This window comes from Caulobacter sp. 17J80-11 (assembly GCF_014349105.1).
GTDB lineage: Bacteria > Pseudomonadota > Alphaproteobacteria > Caulobacterales > Caulobacteraceae > 17J80-11.
This window is the reverse complement of the sequence record NZ_JACSJI010000016.1, coordinates 1-16959: the sequence shown is the minus strand read 5'-3', so window position 1 is coordinate 16959 and position 16959 is coordinate 1. Positions and strand designations below refer to the sequence as shown.

At 70.2% G+C, this 16959-nt stretch carries 17 protein-coding genes and 2 tRNA genes; 10 read left to right on the top strand and 9 right to left on the bottom strand.

All coding sequences use genetic code 11. The annotated features are described in order from the left end of the window. The first annotated feature begins 59 nt into the window (after positions 1-59). The 4 genes from H8B08_RS15040 to H8B08_RS15025 all read left to right on the top strand — a co-directional run bounded on the left by H8B08_RS15040 (position 60) and on the right by H8B08_RS15025 (position 4266). On the top strand, positions 60-1469 hold the full coding sequence (locus H8B08_RS15040) for an FAD-binding oxidoreductase (protein ID WP_187451010.1): 1410 nt from the start codon (positions 60-62) through the stop codon (positions 1467-1469). 269 nt (positions 1470-1738) lie between these two features. Continuing rightward, positions 1739-2500 carry a peroxide stress protein YaaA gene (gene yaaA, locus H8B08_RS15035; RefSeq protein WP_187451009.1) on the top strand — a complete coding sequence of 254 codons (762 nt, stop codon included), beginning with the start codon at positions 1739-1741 and terminating at the stop codon, positions 2498-2500. Between the two features lie 23 nt (positions 2501-2523). After that, a complete protein-coding gene (locus H8B08_RS15030; RefSeq protein ID WP_187451008.1) occupies positions 2524-3219 on the top strand; it encodes an SDR family oxidoreductase in 696 nt (231 codons plus the stop codon). A 243-nt stretch (positions 3220-3462) separates the two neighbouring features. Then, positions 3463-4266, top strand: coding sequence for a 3-hydroxybutyrate dehydrogenase (locus tag H8B08_RS15025; protein ID WP_187451007.1), 804 nt, complete (start codon positions 3463-3465; stop codon positions 4264-4266). 2 nt (positions 4267-4268) lie between these two features. On the opposite strand, the gene H8B08_RS15020 is transcribed toward H8B08_RS15025, so the two are convergent. The 5 genes from H8B08_RS15020 to H8B08_RS15000 form a co-directional block, all read right to left on the bottom strand. Further along, the gene (locus tag H8B08_RS15020; protein ID WP_255500868.1) at positions 4269-5189 is read right to left on the bottom strand and encodes an L-threonylcarbamoyladenylate synthase; all 921 of its coding nucleotides are present in this window, start codon (positions 5187-5189) and stop codon (positions 4269-4271) included. Then, on the bottom strand, positions 5186-5755 hold the full coding sequence (locus H8B08_RS15015; protein ID WP_222934510.1) for a YceI family protein: 570 nt from the start codon (positions 5753-5755) through the stop codon (positions 5186-5188). Before H8B08_RS15015 ends, H8B08_RS15020 begins: the two co-directional genes overlap by 4 nt. Then, complete coding sequence (locus H8B08_RS15010) at positions 5752-6309, bottom strand: cytochrome b (protein WP_187451006.1); 558 nt, start codon at positions 6307-6309, stop codon at positions 5752-5754. The genes H8B08_RS15015 and H8B08_RS15010 overlap by 4 nt, the downstream gene beginning before the upstream one ends. Before the next feature lie 39 nt (positions 6310-6348). Next, positions 6349-6954: a YceI family protein gene (locus tag H8B08_RS15005; protein ID WP_187451005.1), complete on the bottom strand. Its 606-nt coding sequence runs from the start codon at positions 6952-6954 to the stop codon at positions 6349-6351. Positions 6955-7040: 86 nt separating this feature from the next. Further along, positions 7041-7661, bottom strand: a complete 621-nt coding sequence (locus H8B08_RS15000) for a YceI family protein (RefSeq protein WP_187451004.1) — start codon at positions 7659-7661, stop codon at positions 7041-7043. 193 nt (positions 7662-7854) lie between these two features. Here H8B08_RS15000 and H8B08_RS14995 point away from each other — a divergent pair, with 193 nt between their 5' ends. Beyond that, positions 7855-9636: an acyl-CoA dehydrogenase gene (locus H8B08_RS14995; protein WP_187451003.1), complete on the top strand. Its 1782-nt coding sequence runs from the start codon at positions 7855-7857 to the stop codon at positions 9634-9636. Here the strand turns inward: H8B08_RS14995 and H8B08_RS14990 are convergent. Beyond that, positions 9626-10444: a serine protease gene (locus H8B08_RS14990; RefSeq protein ID WP_187451002.1), complete on the bottom strand. Its 819-nt coding sequence runs from the start codon at positions 10442-10444 to the stop codon at positions 9626-9628. The genes H8B08_RS14995 and H8B08_RS14990 overlap by 11 nt on opposite strands. A gap of 94 nt (positions 10445-10538) precedes the next feature. Between H8B08_RS14990 and H8B08_RS14985 the strand changes: the two genes are divergently transcribed. Beyond that, a complete protein-coding gene (locus tag H8B08_RS14985; protein ID WP_187451001.1) occupies positions 10539-12644 on the top strand; it encodes a S9 family peptidase in 2106 nt (701 codons plus the stop codon). Next, positions 12641-13183 (top strand): GNAT family N-acetyltransferase, encoded by a 543-nt coding sequence (locus H8B08_RS14980; protein WP_187451000.1) that lies wholly within the window; start codon positions 12641-12643, stop codon positions 13181-13183. The genes H8B08_RS14985 and H8B08_RS14980 overlap by 4 nt, the downstream gene beginning before the upstream one ends. Here the strand turns inward: H8B08_RS14980 and H8B08_RS14975 are convergent. Together H8B08_RS14975 and H8B08_RS14970 are read right to left on the bottom strand one after the other, a co-directional pair. Then, complete coding sequence (locus tag H8B08_RS14975) at positions 13180-14463, bottom strand: cystathionine gamma-synthase family protein (protein WP_187450999.1); 1284 nt, start codon at positions 14461-14463, stop codon at positions 13180-13182. The two genes, H8B08_RS14980 and H8B08_RS14975, sit on opposite strands and share 4 nt — an antisense overlap. A gap of 68 nt (positions 14464-14531) precedes the next feature. After that, positions 14532-14984 (bottom strand): response regulator, encoded by a 453-nt coding sequence (locus H8B08_RS14970; RefSeq protein WP_187450998.1) that lies wholly within the window; start codon positions 14982-14984, stop codon positions 14532-14534. A gap of 243 nt (positions 14985-15227) precedes the next feature. On the opposite strand from H8B08_RS14970, the gene H8B08_RS14965 reads away from it, so the two are divergent. Both H8B08_RS14965 and H8B08_RS14960 read left to right on the top strand, forming a co-directional pair. Next, positions 15228-15758, top strand: coding sequence for a sensor histidine kinase (locus H8B08_RS14965; protein WP_187450997.1), 531 nt, complete (start codon positions 15228-15230; stop codon positions 15756-15758). Between the two features lie 110 nt (positions 15759-15868). After that, positions 15869-16630, top strand: coding sequence for a phytanoyl-CoA dioxygenase family protein (locus H8B08_RS14960; RefSeq protein ID WP_187450996.1), 762 nt, complete (start codon positions 15869-15871; stop codon positions 16628-16630). Between the two features lie 22 nt (positions 16631-16652). On the opposite strand, the gene H8B08_RS14955 is transcribed toward H8B08_RS14960, so the two are convergent. After that, positions 16653-16726 (bottom strand) — tRNA-Gln (locus H8B08_RS14955). Between the two features lie 157 nt (positions 16727-16883). Between H8B08_RS14955 and H8B08_RS14950 the strand changes: the two genes are divergently transcribed. Continuing rightward, positions 16884-16957, top strand: a tRNA-Pro gene (locus tag H8B08_RS14950). The last annotated feature ends 2 nt before the right edge of the window (positions 16958-16959 follow it).

The following is a 16959-nucleotide window of genomic DNA, read 5'->3' as shown; positions in this document are numbered from 1 at the left end:
AAATCCCGTCCGGCGAACACCGCCCTTTCATGGGCGCGCGCGGCCGATATGCTGGCCCCATGACTCTGCCCGTTCCCGCCGACGTCCTCTCCAAGCTGAAATCCGTGCTCGGCCCCGACGGCTGGAGCGTCGATCCGGACCGCCTCGCGCCCAAGCTGGTGGAATGGCGCGGCCGCTGGCGGGGCGAGACGCCGCTGCTGGCCCTGCCGCGCACCACCGAAGAGGTCGCCGCCGTGGTCGGCATCTGCTTCGAGCACGGCGTGGCGATCACGCCCCAGGGCGGCAACACCGGCCTGGTCGGCGGCCAGATCCCCGAGGGCGAGATCCTGCTCTCCACCGAACGGCTGCGCCGGGTGCGCGACGTCGCGCCGATCGACGACTGCATCGTGGTCGAGGCCGGCGTCACCCTACTCGAGACCCAGCAGGCCGCTGCGGAAGCCGGCCGGTTCTTCCCGCTCAGCCTGGCGGCCGAGGGCACCGCCACCATCGGCGGCAACATCTCGACCAACGCCGGCGGCACGGCGGTGCTGCGCTACGGCGTCATGCGCGACCTGGTGCTGGGGCTGGAGGCGGTGCTGCCGAACGGCGAGGTGTTCCAGGGCCTGAAGCGCCTGCGCAAGGACAACACCGGCTACGACCTGAAGCAGCTGCTGATCGGCGCCGAGGGGACGCTCGGCGTGATCACCGCCGCCAGCCTGAAGCTGTTCCCGGTGATGGTCTCGCGCGCCACCGCCGTGGTCGGCCTGGCCAGCCCGCAGGCCGCCGTCGATTTGCTGGTCCGCGCCAAGGCCGAGACCGGCGGCGGGGTCGAGGCCTTCGAGCTGATGGGCCGGCGCGGCGTGGAGAACGTGCTCAAGAACATCCCCGACACCCGCGAGATGCTGTCCGAGCCGCACCCCTGGTACGTGCTGATCGAGCTGACCAGCGGCGAGCCCGGCGCGGCCGAGGCCGGCATGGAGCGCCTGCTGGCCGCCGCCTTCGAGGAGGGCCTGATCGCCGACGCGGCGCTGGCCCAGAACGAGGCCCAGGCCAAGGCCTTCTGGCGGGTGCGCGAGGACCAGTCGGCCGGCCAGAAGCCCGAGGGCGCGGCCTGGAAGCACGACGTCTCGGTGCCGCTGTCGCGCATCGCCGACTTCATCGTCGAGGCCACCGCCGCGGCCGAGCGCTTCCATCCCGGCGCGCGCGTGGTCGCCTTCGGTCACGTCGGCGACGGCAACGTCCACTTCGACGTGCTGCAGCCGGTCGGCGCCGACGGGGCCGCCTTCTCCGCCCTGCGCGACGAGGGCTCCAAGATCATCCATGACCTGGTCGCCGCCTACGACGGCTCGATCTCGGCCGAGCACGGCCTGGGCCGCATGAAGTCGGCCGAGGCGCTCCGCTACAAGTCGCCGGTGCAGGTCGAGGCCATGCGGGCGATCCGCGCGGCGCTCGACCCCAAGCGGATCATGAACCCGCGGGTGCTGTTCTAGGCGCGGTACAGAAGCCAGGCGCCGGTCGCGACCACAGCGACGCCGGCGACCGCCAGGCTGAGCGTTTCCGCGACCGCCACCTGCGGAACGGTCCGCTGCTGACCGAGTTCTGGGGCGCGGCGCAGGACCACGAGGAAGAGGCCTCCGCCGCCCGCCCCGCGCCGGCGCCCCGCCCGCGCGCGCTCGCTTCCGCAGGCTGAACCGCCGATCCAGCGCTTCCCAAGCGCGGCGGCGCAGCCTATCTGCGCGTCGTTCCCGCGCGAGGCCGCATGCTGATCGTCCTGTCCCCCGCCAAGTCGCTCGACTTCACCCCGGCCCCGGCGGAGGTGCCGTCCACCAAGCCGGAGCTGAAGGCCGACACCGCCGAGCTGGTCGAGGTGGCCCGCAAGCTGACCCGCTCGGACCTGCGCTCGCTGATGCACATCTCCGAGAAGCTGGCCGACCTGAATTTCGAGCGCTTCCAGGCGTTCAAGGGCAAGGCGAAGGTGCAGGCCGCCCTGGCCTTCGCCGGCGACGTCTACGACGGCCTGGACGCGCGCAGCCTGGATCTCGCGTCGCTGGAGTGGGCGCAGGACCACCTGCGCATTCTGTCGGGCCTGTACGGCGTGCTGCGCCCGCTGGACTGCATCGAGCCCTACCGTCTTGAGATGGGCGCCAGGCTGCGCACCGAGCGCGGCACGACCCTCTACGATTTCTGGGGCGCCAAGATCGCCGAGCGCCTGAACAAGGTCGCCGCCAAGCACACCGACCCGACCCTGGTGAACCTGGCCAGCCAGGAATACTTCGGCGCGGTCGACGCCCGCGCGCTGAAGCTGCCGCTGGTCAACATCCGCTTCCTTGAGGACAAGGACGGCGACGCGCGGGTGATCAGCTTCTACGCCAAGAAGGCGCGCGGGCTGATGGCGCGCTACGCCATCGAGAACCGGATCGAGATCGCCGTCGGCCTGAAACGCTTCGACGTGGCCGGCTACCGGTTCGACGAGGCGGGATCGACGGAGGCCGATTGGACGTTCGTGCGGCGACACCCCTGAGGGGGCCCGCACAAGGAGCCGCCATGCCGACCGTCCTCGTCGCCGGCGCCAACCGAGGCTTAGGGCTGGAATTCGTTCGCCAGTACGCCGCCGACGGCGCGCGGGTGATCGCCGGCGTACGCGATCCCGCCAAGGCGAGCGAGCTCAACGAGATCGCGAAGGCTTCCGGCGGCGCAGTCACCGTCCACCGGCTCGACACCGCCGACGACGCCTCGGTCGCCGCCTTCAAGGCCGAGGTCGGCGACCAGCCGGTCGACATTCTGCTGGCGGTGGCCGGCGTGATGGGCGGCGATCGCCAGCAGCAACTGGGCGACATCGATTTCGCCGAATGGATGCGCACCCTGTCGGTCAACACCCTGGGCCCCGCCCGCCTGGCCGACGCCTTCGTCGACAACCTGCGCGCCGGCCACGAGAAGAAGCTGGTGGCCATCACCAGCGGCATGGGCTCGACCTCGGAATCCAGCGGCGGCTACTTCGCCTACCGCTCCTCCAAGGCGGCGCTGAACAACGTCATGCGCAACCTGTCGATCGCGCTGCGCGACGACCGGATCGTCTGCGTCGCGCTCAATCCCGGCTGGGTGAAGACCGACATGGGCGGCGCGGGCGCGCACATCACGCCCGAACAGTCGATCGCCGCCATGAAGGAGCGGATCGCCCGCTACACCATGGCCGACACCGGCCGGTTCCTGAGCTGGGACGGCAAGCAGTTCGGCTGGTGAGCCCGCCTCGAACCTGATCGGATCCTCTTGGATTGGATCAGGTTCGGACGAATCTCGAGTGGCGCATTTCCTTGTCGCCGAACCGGCGCCCACTTCGGCTGGAAATGCGCTGCTGGCCAAGCTCGGCCGTAGACGCTACGGTGGATTAAATTCACCGACAGTGGAATTCCGATGTTCGGCTGGTTCAAGAAGCCTGCGCCCGCTAAACCGACGCCCGCGCAGCAGCCCACGGAGACGCGACCGATGCCGACCGACCCGTTCGCCAGCCTGAAAGGCCAGGTCGCGGTGGTGACCGGCTCGACCTCCGGGATCGGCCTGGCGATGGCGCGCGCCCTGTCGGAGCGCGGTGTGAAGGTCGTGCTGAACGGACTGGGCGATGCGGCCGCGATCGAGAAGGCCCGCGCAGGGCTGGAAGCGGAGACCGGCGCGCTGGTCCGCTATCACGGCGCCAACATGCTGAAGCCCGACGAGATCGCCGACCTGGTCGAGTACGCCAAGCGCGAGTTCGGCCGGCTGGACATCCTGGTCAACAACGCCGGCGTCCAGCACGTCGAGGCGGTCGAGAACTTCCCGACCGAAAAATGGGACCAGATCATCGCGATCAACCTGACCTCGGCCTTCCACGCCACCAAGGCGGCGGTGCCGCACATGAAGGCGCAGGGCCGCGGCCGCATCGTCAACATCGCCTCGGCCCACGCCCTGGTCGCCTCGCCGTTCAAATCCGCCTACGTGGCCGCCAAGCATGGCCTGCTGGGCTTCACCAAGACGGTGGCGCTGGAAGTCGCGACGTTCGGGATCACCTGCAACGCGGTCTGCCCCGGCTACGTGATGACGCCGATCGTGCAGAACCAGATCGCCGACCAGGCCCGCACTCGCGGCATCACCGAGGAAGAGGTGGTCAAGAACGTCATGCTGGCGGCCCAGCCGACCAAGCAGTTCGTCACCTTCGACCAGCTGAACGGCATGCTGCTGTACCTGGTGTCCGACGCCGGCGCTTCGGCCAACGGCGCCGCCTACCAGGTCGACGGCGGCTGGACGGCGCAGTAGGCCTAGCCGACATAGCCGGCCGCGCGCTTCAGCCGGTCGTTGATCGCCTCACCCAAACCCTCGCGTGGGATCGGCGCGACGGCGATGGCGGCAGGCTTGGTCCGGTCCGCCTCGCGCAGCAGCCGGAACAGGTTGGCGGCCGCCTCGCGCAGGTCGCCGCTCGGGCTCAGATTGAACGGCGAGGCGCTTCCGGCACCAAATGCGAGATAGGCCTCGCCCTCCCCGGCCCCGTCCGCCTCCAGCCGCACCGGCGCGTCCGGAGCGTAGTGCAGGGCCAGCCGGCCGGGCGAGCGTTTGGCGTCGTCGCCGGCCTCGGCCAGCGGGCCGACCACCGCCTCCAGGTCCTGGCGGGTCACCGCGCCCGGCCGTAGCAGCCGCACCTCGCCGTCGTTCACCGACACCACGGTCGACTCGATGCCGACCGCGCAGTGATTGCCGTCCAGCGCCGCGGCGACGGCGAAGCCGGTCTCGTCCATGGCGTCGGCGAAGGTCGTGGGGCTGGGCCGGCCGGACCGGTTGGCCGACGGCGCGACCACCGCCCCGCCGAACCGGCCGATCAGCTCGCGCGCCTTCGCGTGGCCCGGCACGCGCACCGCCACGGTCGACAGGCCCGCGCGCGCCAGATCGCACACCCGCTGAGGATCGCGCACCGGCAGCACCAGGGTCAGCGGCCCCGGCCAGAAGGCCTCGGCCAGCCGGCGCGCCTTGTCCCCGAACACCGCGACGCGCTCGGCCGCGTCCAGATCCTCGACGTGGGCGATCAGGGGATTGAAGCGTGGCCGGCCTTTCGCCTCGAAGATCCGGGCCACCGCGATCGGATTGGAGGCGTCCGCGGCCAGGCCGTAGACGGTCTCGGTCGGCATCAGCACCAGTTCGCCGGCGGCCAGGGCGCGCGCCCCGGCCTCCACGCTGGACGGCGTCAGCCCGCCTTGCGGGCCGTCAGATTCACCAGCACCGTCACCTTGGTCGAGACCGTGTCGTCGGACTTCCACTGTCCCGTTCCCACGCCGAAAGCGGTGCGATCCAGCACCAGCGAGCCGGTCATCTTCGCCACGTTGCCGGTGATCGCAAGCTTGAACGGCAGAACCACGGGCCTTTTCACGCCCTTGATGGTCAGGTCGCCCTGCGCCTCGTAATTGCCGCCGCCCTTGTCGACGAAGCTGCGGCTGACGAAGGTCGCCTTCGGGTACTTGGCCACGGCGAACCATTCGGCGGTGGGCAGCAGCTCGTCGCGGTCCTTGTCGCCGGTGGTCACCGAAGCGACGTCGATCGTGGTGGTCACGGACGAGGCGGCCAGGTTCTTCGGATCGAACGCAATCGCCGAATCCCAGCGCTGGAAGCGGCCGTTGAAGGCGACGCCGGAGGCGCTGGCCTTGAAGCCCAGGACCGAGGCGGCCTTGTCGACCGTCCAGGTCGCGGCCGGGGCGGCGGAGGCGGGGACGGTCAGCAGCAGCGCGGCGGCGGCGCCCAGGAGTGCTCTACGGATCAACGCGGTCTCCCCACGATCGGCAGCATGCGCCACAGGACTTCGTCCCGGTCCACGAACTGATGCTTCAACGCCCCGGCCACGTGCAGGGCCAGGACGCCGAATGTAGAGAGCACCAGGGCGACGTGCACGTCTCCCAACTGGTCGGACAGCGCTTTCGAGTGCGGCAGCGGCAGGTGCGGCCAGGGCACGACGCCCCAGAATTCGGTCGGGATGTTGAGCGGGCTCGACGACACCGTCGCCCAGCCGAACAGCGGAACGCCGATCATCAGGACATACAGGGCGACGTGGGTGGCGCGGGCGAGCAGCTTCTCCCAGCGCGCCATGTGCGCCGGCAGGGGCGGGGCCGGATTGGCGATACGCCAGCCCAGCCGCGCCAGGCTGAGCAGCAGAACCGTCAGGCCGACCGACTTGTGCGTCTGGAACAGCTGGAACTTTTCCAGCCCCTTGGCCTCGTCCATCTGCCAGCCGAACCACACGTTGATCACGATCAGCGCGGCGATGGTCCAGTGCAGCAGGATCGACACCGTCGAATAGCGGTCGCGCGGTTCAGCCATCAGTCGCTCCGGCATTGCGAGGGCGCCCACCCTCGCCCATCACTGTTTGTCGAACTCGGCCGAAATGGAAACCCGCACCTCGTCCGAAAAGACGTTGGCCGGCAGCTTCGGCGCAACGTCGAAGTCGGAACGCTTGAACGCGCCCTCGGCCTGGAAGCCCAGCACCGGCTTGCCCTTGAAGGGGTGCGGGCCGCCCCCGATGAAGGTCACGTCCAGGGTGACCGGCTTGGTCACGCCGTTCAGGGTCAGGTCGCCGGCCACCTTCGCGGCGTTACCGCCCTGCGGGACCACGCTCTTCGACACGAAGGTGATCGGCGTGCCGCCGAAGAAGGCGCCGCCAATCTCCTTGTCGAAATCGGGCAGTCCTGTGTGGACCGTGGCCGGGTCGAGGGTGGCGGTGATCGAAATGGCCGAAGCGTCCTTCGGGTCAAACTTCAGCGTCCCGCCCACGCCGTCGATCCGGAACGTATAGTTGGAGAAACCCATGTGCACGCCGCGCACCGTCGCGCTCGAGTGGCGTGCGTCGACCGCATAGGTCCCCGCCGGCTGATCCGCCGGATTGCCCGACCAGCCGCGCCCCTGGGCGTCGGCGGTTCCGGCGAACGCGGCGGCGGCCGCCAGGGCGATCAAGGTGGCGCGGATCATGTGACGGCTTCCCGAACTGTCATTTTCGCTGTTGCGGATATTGCCGACCGCCAAGCTCGACGGAAGCCCGACTCACGAAACCGTGATCACCCGGCCGAGCGGCTGAACTCCGCCTCGATCTGAAGCTGCACGTCGTCGGAGGCCAGGAGCTGGTATTCGGTGGACCCGAACTCGCTGCGCTTGAACGATCCCTTTGCCGACACCCCCACGCGAGGGCGGCCGTCGGGGCCCGAGGCGATGTCGGAGATCTTCGCGTCCAGGGTCAGCGGCCGGGTCACGCCGCGGAACGTCAGGTCGCCATGGATCTTGCCGCTGGTCGGCCCGGTCCGCTCGATGCGGGTCGAGACGAACTTCATCTGCGGATACTGCGCGGGGTCGAGCATGGCGTCGGCGACCCGCTTGTCGAACGCCGAAGATCCCGCCTCCGCCGAGGTCGCGTCCACGACGACCGACACCTTCGACGCCGTCGGGTCTGACGACACGTCGAGCGTTCCCTCGAACCGGGCGAACGTCAGGGTGTGGGTGGTCACGCCCAGCTGCGTCACCCGCGCGCTCAGACTGGAGCGCCCGAGGTCGAGGGTGTAGACGCCCGGCGTCGTCCCCGCCGCACGCTCGGCAGGCGCGTCCTGGACCGGCCCGGCCCCAGCCGCCGGGGCCGCGAAGCCCATCACGATCGCCGCCGAAAGCACGCACGCCACGCGAACCATCCGGACACCTCCTCCGAGGACCGACCCTCACAGAGCCTAACGCGCAGATATTCGAGCCGGAAGCGGCGCGAAACCGGCGAAAATGACGGCGGGGATCGCCGCGCGGCGTGCTAAGCCGACCCCGATTCACGCACGCCTACGTGCGTGGCGACGGGGCGTGGGGCCTCGTCCGCCGGGTGGAGAGTCCAAGTCGATGAGCTTCCGCGCCCCTGTCCGCGACCTGCTGTTCAGCCTGACCGAAGTCGCCGGCCTCGACCGGCTGATCGAGACCGGCGCCTGGCCCGACCTGGACCGCGACCTCGCCGGCGCGGTGCTGGAGCACGCGGGCGAACTGGCCACCGACGTCCTGGCTCCGTTGAACCGCCAGGGCGACCTGAACGGCGCGAAGTACGCCAACGGCGCGGTGACCGCCGCCCCTGGCTTCCGCGACGCTTACAAGGCCTTCGCCGAGGGCGGCTGGCACGGGCTGGCGGCGGAAACCCAGTACGGCGGCCAGGGCCTGCCCAAGGCGCTGGAGCTGGCCGCGTTCGAGATGTTCCACGCCGCCAACATGGCGTTCGGCCTCTGCCCTATGCTGACCCTGGCCGGGATCGAGGCGCTGCAGGCGCACGGCACCGAGCGCCAGAACGCGCTGTACCTGCCCAAGCTGATCTCCGGCGAATGGACCGGGGCCATGGTGCTGACCGAGCCGCAATCGGGCTCCGACCTCGGCACGCTGCGCACCCGCGCCGAGCCGAACGGCGACGGAACCTACGCCCTGCACGGCCAGAAGATCTTCATCACCTGGGGCGACCACGACTGCACCGACAACATCGTGCACTTCGTGCTGGCCCGCCTGCCCGACGCCCCGGCGGGCGTGAAGGGCATCTCGCTGTTCCTGACCTCCAAGTTCGACGTCGCCGACGACGGCAAGCTGGGCGCGCGCAACGCCTTCCGCCCGGTCGGCGTCGAGCACAAGCTGGGCATCCACGCCTCCCCCACCTGCGTCATGGCCTACGAGGGCGCGCGGGCCGAACTGGTCGGCGAGCTCAACCAGGGCCTCGCCCACATGTTCACCATGATGAACGCCGCGCGCCTGGCGGTCGGGGGCGAAGGCGTCGGCATCGCCGAACGCGCCTACCAGCACGCCCTGGCCTACGCCCTGGAACGACGCCAGGGCCGCTCGGCCTGGACCGGCGAAGCCTCAGCCCGGATCTTCGACCACCCGGACGTGCGGCGCATGCTGGCCGTTTCCAAGGCCAAGATCGAAGCCGCGCGGGGCATCTGCCTGTCGACCGCGGTGGCCGCGGGCCTGGCCGAGCACGCCGCGACCGAAGACGAGCGCGCCCGCTGGAAACGCCGCGAGGACCTGTTCGTGCCGGTCGCCAAGGCCTGGTCGACCGACGTCGGCGTCGAGGTCTCGTCGCTGGGCGTGCAGGTGCACGGCGGCATGGGCTTCATCGAGGAGACCGGCGCGGCCCAGCACTACCGCGACGCCCGCATCGCCCCGATCTACGAAGGCACCAACGGCATCCAGGCCGTCGACCTGACCGGCCGCAAGCTGTCGGTCGGCGCCGGTCAGGCCGCGCACGAACTGGTCGACGACATCCGCGCCGACATCCTGGTCATGGCCGGCGATCCGCGCCTGGCCCCGGCCGTCGCGAAGCTGGCCGCCGGCGCCGACGCGCTGGAGGCGACCACCGCCTGGCTGCTGGAGCGCAAGGCCGACCGGCCGGCCGACGTGCTGGCCGGCGCCAGCGCCTACCTGGCCCTGACCGGCGACGTGGCCGGCGGCTGGATGCTGGCCAAGGGCGCCCAGGCGGCCGCGCGCGGCCTGACCGAAGGCGCGGGCGACCAGGCCTGGCTGAACGGCAAGCTGAACCTGCTGCAGGTCTACGCCGACAACGTGCTGGCCCAGGCGCCGGCGCGGGCGGCGGCCGTCACGCAGGGGGCCGAGGCGCTGGCCGCCCTGGACGAGCGCGCGCTCAGCGCCTGACCGGCTGGGGCGACGGCGGCGAGCGCGAGGGCGCGCCCGCCGTCACCGTCGGCGGCGGGGCGGCGATCGGCACGGGCTGGTCCAGCATGGCCACCGTCTCACGGATGTAGCTGGCGTGGGTGACCACGCCGATCTCCAGGCTCTCGCGGTTCTGATCGTGGGTCACCATGCTGGTCACCAGGCCCGCGACGAACGGGCCGCGCGCGGCGTCCCCGTCCGCGCGTCGCGCCGCGTCGACCATGAACACCGGCCCGCCCGAATTGCCCGGGAACACGGTGAAGTCGACCAGGAAGGTCGGAAAGGCCGCGGACGGCGACACCGGATAGGACGCCACCCGCCCGTACCGCAGGATCGGGAAGCCGGCCATGTTGGACGACAGGCCGCGCGGGAAGCCCAGCCCCATCATCTCTTCGCCCGGTCCAACCTGCGTGTCCTCGAAGGTGGTCTCGCTCGCCAGCCACGCCAGCGGGATGGCCGCCTTGGCGAATTCGGGCGGCGCCTTGATCTCCATGGCGGCGACGTCGCGGATGGGGTGCCGGGTCCACAGCGGCAGGGAGCCGTCGCGGATCTTCAGCGGCGCAGGCGCGAACCGCCAGCCGCCGCCCGCGTCGGCGAACCGCCAGCCGATGCTGGCCTGCGGGTCCGTCATCTCGGTGAGCACGTGTGCGGCGGTGACCAGCACCACGCGCGGCGTCCCGTCCGGCTTGGGCGCCCGGATGAGGAACCCGGTGCCGGTCGTACGTTCGCCGTCCGCACGCACCTGCTCGATCTGCACCGTCGCGTTGATCAACTCGACCGTAAGGTCCACGGACGCGCCCCTTCACCGTCACTGAAGACGATTTGAACGCGGCCACGCTTTCCGCACAAGCGCCCGCCCCTTGCGAGCGACCGAAGGGGCGTCCATGACGGCGTTCATGTCACACCCGATACCGCCGGTCGCCCGCAAAGACCCTCACCGCATCGAACAGCTCGGCCGCGTCCGGGTCGACGACTACGCCTGGATGAAGGACGAGAACTGGCAGGCGGTGATGCGCGACCCGGCCGTGCTGCGCGCCGACGTGCGCGAGCACCTCGAGGCCGAGAACGCCTACACCAAGGCCATGCTGGCCTCGACCGAGGCGCTGCAGGCCAAGATGTTCGACGAGATGAAGGGGCGCATCAAGGAGGACGACGCGTCGGTCCCCTCCCCCGACGGGCCCTGGGACTATTACAGCCGCTTCGAGATCGGGGCGCAGCACCCGATCCTGGCGCGCCGGCCGCGCGGCCGGCTGGACGACGAGCTGATCCTGATCGACGTCGACGCCATGGCCAAGCCGCACGCCTACTTCCAGGTCGGCCACGCCGACCACAGCCCCGACCACGCGCTCTACGCCTGGGCCGAGGACGCGCAGGGCTCGGAGTACTACGCCATCCGGGTCAAGGACCTGGCCACCGGCGAGACCCTGCCCTCGGCCGTCGAGAGCTCGACCGGCGACTTCACCTTCTCACCCGACAGCCAGTGGCTGTTCTGGACCTGGCGCGACGAGAACGGCCGCCCGGCCAAGATCTTCCGCCGCCCCGCCCGCGGTGGCGAGGACACTCTCGTCTACGAGGAGAAGGACCCGGGCTTCTTCCTGGGCGTGGCGCGCAGCTCGTCGAACGCCTTCGTCTTCATCGGCGCCGGCAACCAGGAGACCAGCGAGGCCTGGCTGATTCCGGGCGCCGACCCGACCGCCGCGCCCCGCCTGGTCGAACCACGCCGCGAGGGCGTGCGCTACGAGCTGGACCACTGGGGCGACCGCTTCGTGGTGCGCACCAATGTCGACGGCGCCATCGACTTCAAGCTGATGTGGGCCGACCAGGCCGATCCTTCGGCGCGGACGTGGCGCGAGTGGATCGGTCACCGCCCCGGCGTCTTCGTGGTCGGCGGCGCGCCTTACAAGGACTGGTACGTGCGGCTGGAGCGGGTCGACGCCAACAACCGCATCGTGGTCACCGCCAAGGCCGACCTGTCGGAGCACGAGATCGCCTTCGCGGAGGAGGCGTATTCGCTGTCGCTGGAAGGCGGCTACGAGTGGGAGACCGACCTCACCCGCTTCGTCTACACCTCGCCGACGACGCCCCGGCAATGGTTCGACTACGACATGCGCACGCGCGAGCGGACCTTGCGCAAGACCCAGGAGATCCCCTCCGGCCACGATCCGGCCCGCTATGTCGCCAGGCGCCTGTTCGCGACCGCGCCGGACGGCCAGCAGGTGCCGATCACCGTCCTGATGCTGAAGGACACCCCGCTCGACGGCTCGGCGCCGCTGATGCTGTACGGCTACGGCTCATACGGTCACTCGCTGGATCCGGCCTTCTCGATCCGCCACCTGTCGCTGGTCGACCGCGGCTGGATCTGGGCCACGGCCCACGTGCGCGGCGGCTCGGAAAAGGGCTGGGGCTGGTTCCTGGACGGCCGCAAGGACCGCAAGAAGAACACCTTCACCGACTTCGTCGCCTCGGCCGAAAAGCTGGTCGCCGAGGGCTACGGGCGGGCCGGCCGCATCGTGATCTACGGCGGCTCGGCCGGCGGCCTGCTGGTTGGCGCCGCCAACAACCTGCGCCCGGACCTGTGGGCCGGGGTGATCGGGGCCGTGCCGTTCGTCGACGTGGTCAACACCATGAGCGACGTGACCCTGCCGCTGACCCCGCCGGAATGGCCCGAGTGGGGCAACCCGCTCGAGGACGCGGCCGCTTACGACTACATCGCCAGCTACAGCCCCTACGACAACGTCGTCGCGACCGCCTATCCGGCGGTGCTGGCCACCGGCGGTCTCTCGGACCCGCGGGTGACCTACTGGGAGCCGTCCAAGTGGGCCGCGAAGCTGCGCGAAAGCACCATCTCGCCGAACCCGATCCTGCTGAAAATGAACATGGAGGCCGGCCACGGCGGCGCCTCGGGGCGGTTCGACTTCCTGAAGGAGATCGCGCTGGACTACGCCTTCGCGGTCTGGGCGGTGGACCGGGGCTGGGAGCGCGCGGCGTGAACGTGCGCGAAGCGACGCTCGCCGACGTCCCGGCGATCACCGAGATCTACGCCCACCATGTCCTGCACGGCTTCGGCACCTTCGAGGAGGTCCCGCCGGGCCACGAGGAGATGGCGGCGCGCATGGCCGCGGTGCAATCGCGCGACCTGCCCTACCTGGTGGCCGAGGTGCACGGCCGGGTGGTCGGCTTCGCCTACGCCGGGCTGTTCCGCCCGCGCACGGCCTATCGCTACACCGCCGAGGACTCCGTCTACGTCGCCCCCGACCGCACCGGCCAGGGCGTCGGGCGCACCCTGCTGGAAGAGGTGTGCAAGCGCTGCGAGGCGATCGGCCTGCGCAGCGTGCTGGCGGTGATCGGCGACAGCGGCAACGCCGGCTCGATCGGCGTGCACCGCAGCTGCGGCTTCGAAATGGCCGGCGTGCTGCGCGGCGCCGGCTTCAAGCACGGCCGCTGGGTCGACGTGGTGTTGATGCGCCTGGAGCTGAACGGGGGCGATTCCTCGCCCCCGGTCGGCGACGGCTGGGCTTTTGGGGGTTAGTCCTCGCCCAGCGCGTGCTCCAGGTCGGCGATCAGGTCGTCGGCGTTCTCCACCCCGACCGACAGGCGGATCAGGTTCTCGGCGATGCCGAAGCGGGCCTTGGTCTGGGGCGTGTAGTCCGAGTGGGTGGTGCTGGACGGGTGCGAGACCAGGCTCTCGGTGCCGCCCAGGCTGACCGCCAGCTTGAACAGTTGCAGGCGGTTCAGCACCCGGAAGGCGTCCTTCTCGCCGCCCTTCAGCAGCACGCCCAGGGTCGAGCCCGCGCCCAGGCACTGGCGGGCGTAGATCTCGCGCTGGCGCTCTGAGCAGCCCTTCCCGCCCGGGACCAGCACGCGCTCCACCTTGGGGTGGCTCTCCAGCCAGGCCACGATCTTCTTGGCGCTCTCGGCCGAGCGCTCCATGCGGATCTGCAGGGTCTCCAGGCTGCGCAGCAGCAGCCAGGCGGTGTGCGCGTCGCTCACCGTGCCGCAGATGGTGCGCATCTCGGCCACCCGCGCGATCAGCTCGGCCGACCCCAGCGCCGCGCCGGCGATCAGGTCGGAGTGGCCGCCCACGTACTTGGTCAGCGAATAGAGGACGAGGTCGGCGCCCAGCGACAGCGGCTTCTGCCACAGCGGGCCCAGGAAGGTGTTGTCGACCGCCAGCACCGGCCGCTCGGGCCCGAAGCCCTTCAGCAGCTCGGCGAGGCCGGCGATGTCGGTCAGCTCGTTGGTCGGGTTGGCCGGGGTCTCGACATAGACCATGGCGAGTCGCCCGCCGCGCTCGCCGGCTTCCTTGGCCAGCTCGCCCAGCGCCGCCTTGAACTCCGCCTCGGCCAGGCCGGCCGGCAGGGCGTGGGCGCGCACGCCGTAGCGCGGCAGGATGCGGTCGAACAGGTACTCGGTGCCGCCGTAGGCCGGCGCGGTGTAGGCGATCACGTCGCCGGGCCGGCACAGGGCCAGCACCGTGGTCGAGATCGCCGCCATGCCGGTGGAGAACACCAGCGCCCGCTCAGCCTCGTCCCACAGGGCCAGGCGGTCCTCGAGGATTTCGAGGTTGGGGTTGTTGATGCGCGAGTAGATCAGGCCCAGCGCCTCGTCCGGCTCACGCTCGCGCAGGCCGTAGGCCACCTCGAAGAAGCGCTTGCCGTCCTCGGCGGAGCGGAACACGAAGGTCGAGGTCTGGAAGATCGGCGGCTTGATCGCGCCTTCCGACAGGAAGGGATCGTAGCCGTAGCTCATCATCAAGCTTTCCGGCCGCAACTGATGCGAGCCGATCGTACGCTTCTTGGAACCCTTCACCGTAACCTCGCTCCCGGAACGGGAGCTGCCTTAGGCCAGCGGCGGGCCGGCCACAACCCGGCGTTCGATCAACACGCGTCCAGCTGATCCGGCGAGGCCAGCAGCCAAGGCGCGACCCGGAATTGGCGTGGCGCCGGTCCGAGCTCCCGGTTCCTGACGAAGTTTGCGGCGAAGGCGAGGACGTCACGCAGCAGGCCGTCGTCGAAGGGCTTGGGCATGACCCCGATCGCGCCGGAGAAGCAGCTCGGGATCTGCTCGGGGTTGGCGGTCAGGAAGATCACCACGGCGCCGTGATCGGCCACCAGCCGGCGCGCGATCTCGGGACCGGTCGGCCCGTCGGTCAGGTTGACGTCGACGAGGGCGAGATCGATCTGCTCGGACGAGGCGAGCGCGAGGCTGTGGTCGAGATCCGTCGCGGTCCCGATCACCTCATGCCCAAGGTCGCGCAGCACCAGTTCGATCTCCAGAGCCAGGATCGACTGGTCCTCGACGACCAGAATGCGCAACCGCTTCCCAGCCATCCCCCTACCTCGTCGCCGCGCCTCCGGCCCCCACCGTTCACATTCGTTAAGGCGCGCGACGGGCCTCCCTTACACGTTTTGTCGGTGGGTCAACAGTCTTGTTTAGCTTGCTCAACGAACGCGGGTCGGGTCCCATGTCACTCGTTTCGGGGGCGACGAATCAGAATGAGTACGGGCGAGGGGCTGCGCCTTGCAGAGCTTCGGCATCGGCTGGGGAGCAATCTTCAGCTCCTTCAGACCCTCGTGACGGCCCGCCTGCGCGCGGTCGCCGATCCGGAAAGCCGCCGGCATCTGGCCTGGCTGGCGGACGTGATCGCGGCGCTAGGACTGCTGAACCGCCGCCTCGACGATGACGAGCCCGCCGACTTCGCCGCCTACCTCGTGGAGGCGGTCGGTTTTTGGAAACGGGTCTGCGCCGGACGCCGGATCACCTTCAACCTCGAGGTGGCCGAGGCCCCGGTCCCGCCGGCGGTCGCCGCCACTCTCGCCCTGATCGTCCACGAATTGATCGGCGGCGCGGTCGCCCATTCCTCCGAGAGCCGGGCCGGCCAGGTGAAGGTCGCCGCCCGACGCTCCGGCGGTCTGATCGAACTGCTGGTCCAGGACGACGGCGCCCCGCTCGACCAACGGCACTGCCAGGAAACCGTGACTATGGTCCGCGGGCTGGCGGAGCATCTGGGCGGCAGCTTCGAAGTCACCCAGGCCGCGGCCGGGGTCGAGGCGCTGGTCCGCGCGCCGGTCCTGCTGTTGACGACGCCGCCGATCCGGCACTGACGCCGCGATCGCGCCCCAGGGGTTTTCCGCAAGCGGTGGAACCGCCACGCTCGGCCTACGGTTAAGTCGGCGTCGCTTCTGAGGGGAGAAGGACGATGGCGTCGACGGCGTTGCGTGCGCGTGGCGTTCCCGCTTTCCGCCATCCGGGCCTGGGCGTCCCGGAACCTCCCGAAGTCCTGCATCTCGACCTGAACGCGCGCGGCGACCTGTTCCGCGACGGCTTCCTGGCGCTCGAGAACGTCACCGACGCCGCCGATCTGGCGACCATCCGAGACCTGATCGCGCCCTGGCTGGACGGCGGATCGCACCTGCGCCGCGGCGCCCGGTCGCGTGAGCTGGGCGGCGGGCAGCACGGCCCGATCCACGAGGTGACCAATCTGACCCGGCTGGAGCCGCGGCTGCTGCAGACCCGCTTCTTTCGTCGCGCGGTGCAGACCACTCGGGCGCTGTACGGCCCCTCCGCGCGGCTGATGTTCGACCACGTGATTCACAAGCCGCCGCGCAACGGCACGGCGACCGCCTGGCACCAGGACTGCGCCTACGGCCACTCGCTGACCTTTTCGGCGCGCCGGCTGCACTGGTGGCTGCCGCTGCAGGACGCCACCCTCGAGAACGGCTGCATGCAGTTCGTGCGCGGCAGCCATGCCGGCCCGGTGTTGCCGCATCGGCGCATCGCGCCGGGCGCGCATCCGCGCACCGTCTCGGCGCCGCTCGATCAGAGCCAGGTGGTGGCCTGCCCCCTACCCGCCGGCGGCGCCACGATCCACCTGCCGAAAACGCTGCATTACACCGGCCCCAACGAGACCGACGCGGAGCGCCTGGCGTGGATCGTCCAGATCGGCGTGCGAAGCCGACTGCCGATGCTGCTTTAGGCGTTCAATTGAGGGGAGAGAGTGGCTGGGGAACTAGGACTCGAACCTAGAATAACGGTACCAAAAACCGCTGTGTTACCATTACACCATTCCCCAGCAGGAAAGGCGATTCCGCGGGAGCGCCGCGGGAGGCGGTCAGATAGCCCAAGCCCCTGAGCCATGCAACAGGGGCGAAGAAAAACTTCTTTTCGCCTGCGTCGCATTGAGCGCTTGCGGGCCGAAAAGCCCGTCGCTATAAGCCCCCTCCTCAAGTCGGAGTGTGGCTCAGTCTGGTAGAGCACCGCGTTCGGGACGCGGGGGTCGCAGGTTCGAATCCTGCCACTCCGACC

Excerpts from the sequence above, each read along its gene's own strand:
- H8B08_RS15005 (WP_187451005.1), bottom strand. The coding sequence starts at position 6,954 with ATGATCCGCGCCACCTTGATCGCCCTGGCGGCCGCCGCCGCGTTCGCC.
- yaaA (WP_187451009.1), top strand. The coding sequence starts at position 1,739 with ATGCTGATCGTCCTGTCCCCCGCCAAGTCGCTCGACTTCACCCCGGCC.
- H8B08_RS15030 (WP_187451008.1), top strand. The coding sequence starts at position 2,524 with ATGCCGACCGTCCTCGTCGCCGGCGCCAACCGAGGCTTAGGGCTGGAA.
- H8B08_RS14985 (WP_187451001.1), top strand. The coding sequence starts at position 10,539 with ATGACGGCGTTCATGTCACACCCGATACCGCCGGTCGCCCGCAAAGAC.
- H8B08_RS14970 (WP_187450998.1), bottom strand. The coding sequence starts at position 14,984 with ATGGCTGGGAAGCGGTTGCGCATTCTGGTCGTCGAGGACCAGTCGATC.
- H8B08_RS15025 (WP_187451007.1), top strand. The coding sequence starts at position 3,463 with ATGCCGACCGACCCGTTCGCCAGCCTGAAAGGCCAGGTCGCGGTGGTG.
- H8B08_RS14995 (WP_187451003.1), top strand. The coding sequence starts at position 7,855 with ATGAGCTTCCGCGCCCCTGTCCGCGACCTGCTGTTCAGCCTGACCGAA.
- H8B08_RS15000 (WP_187451004.1), bottom strand. The coding sequence starts at position 7,661 with ATGGTTCGCGTGGCGTGCGTGCTTTCGGCGGCGATCGTGATGGGCTTC.
- H8B08_RS15010 (WP_187451006.1), bottom strand. The coding sequence starts at position 6,309 with ATGGCTGAACCGCGCGACCGCTATTCGACGGTGTCGATCCTGCTGCAC.
- H8B08_RS15040 (WP_187451010.1), top strand. The coding sequence starts at position 60 with ATGACTCTGCCCGTTCCCGCCGACGTCCTCTCCAAGCTGAAATCCGTG.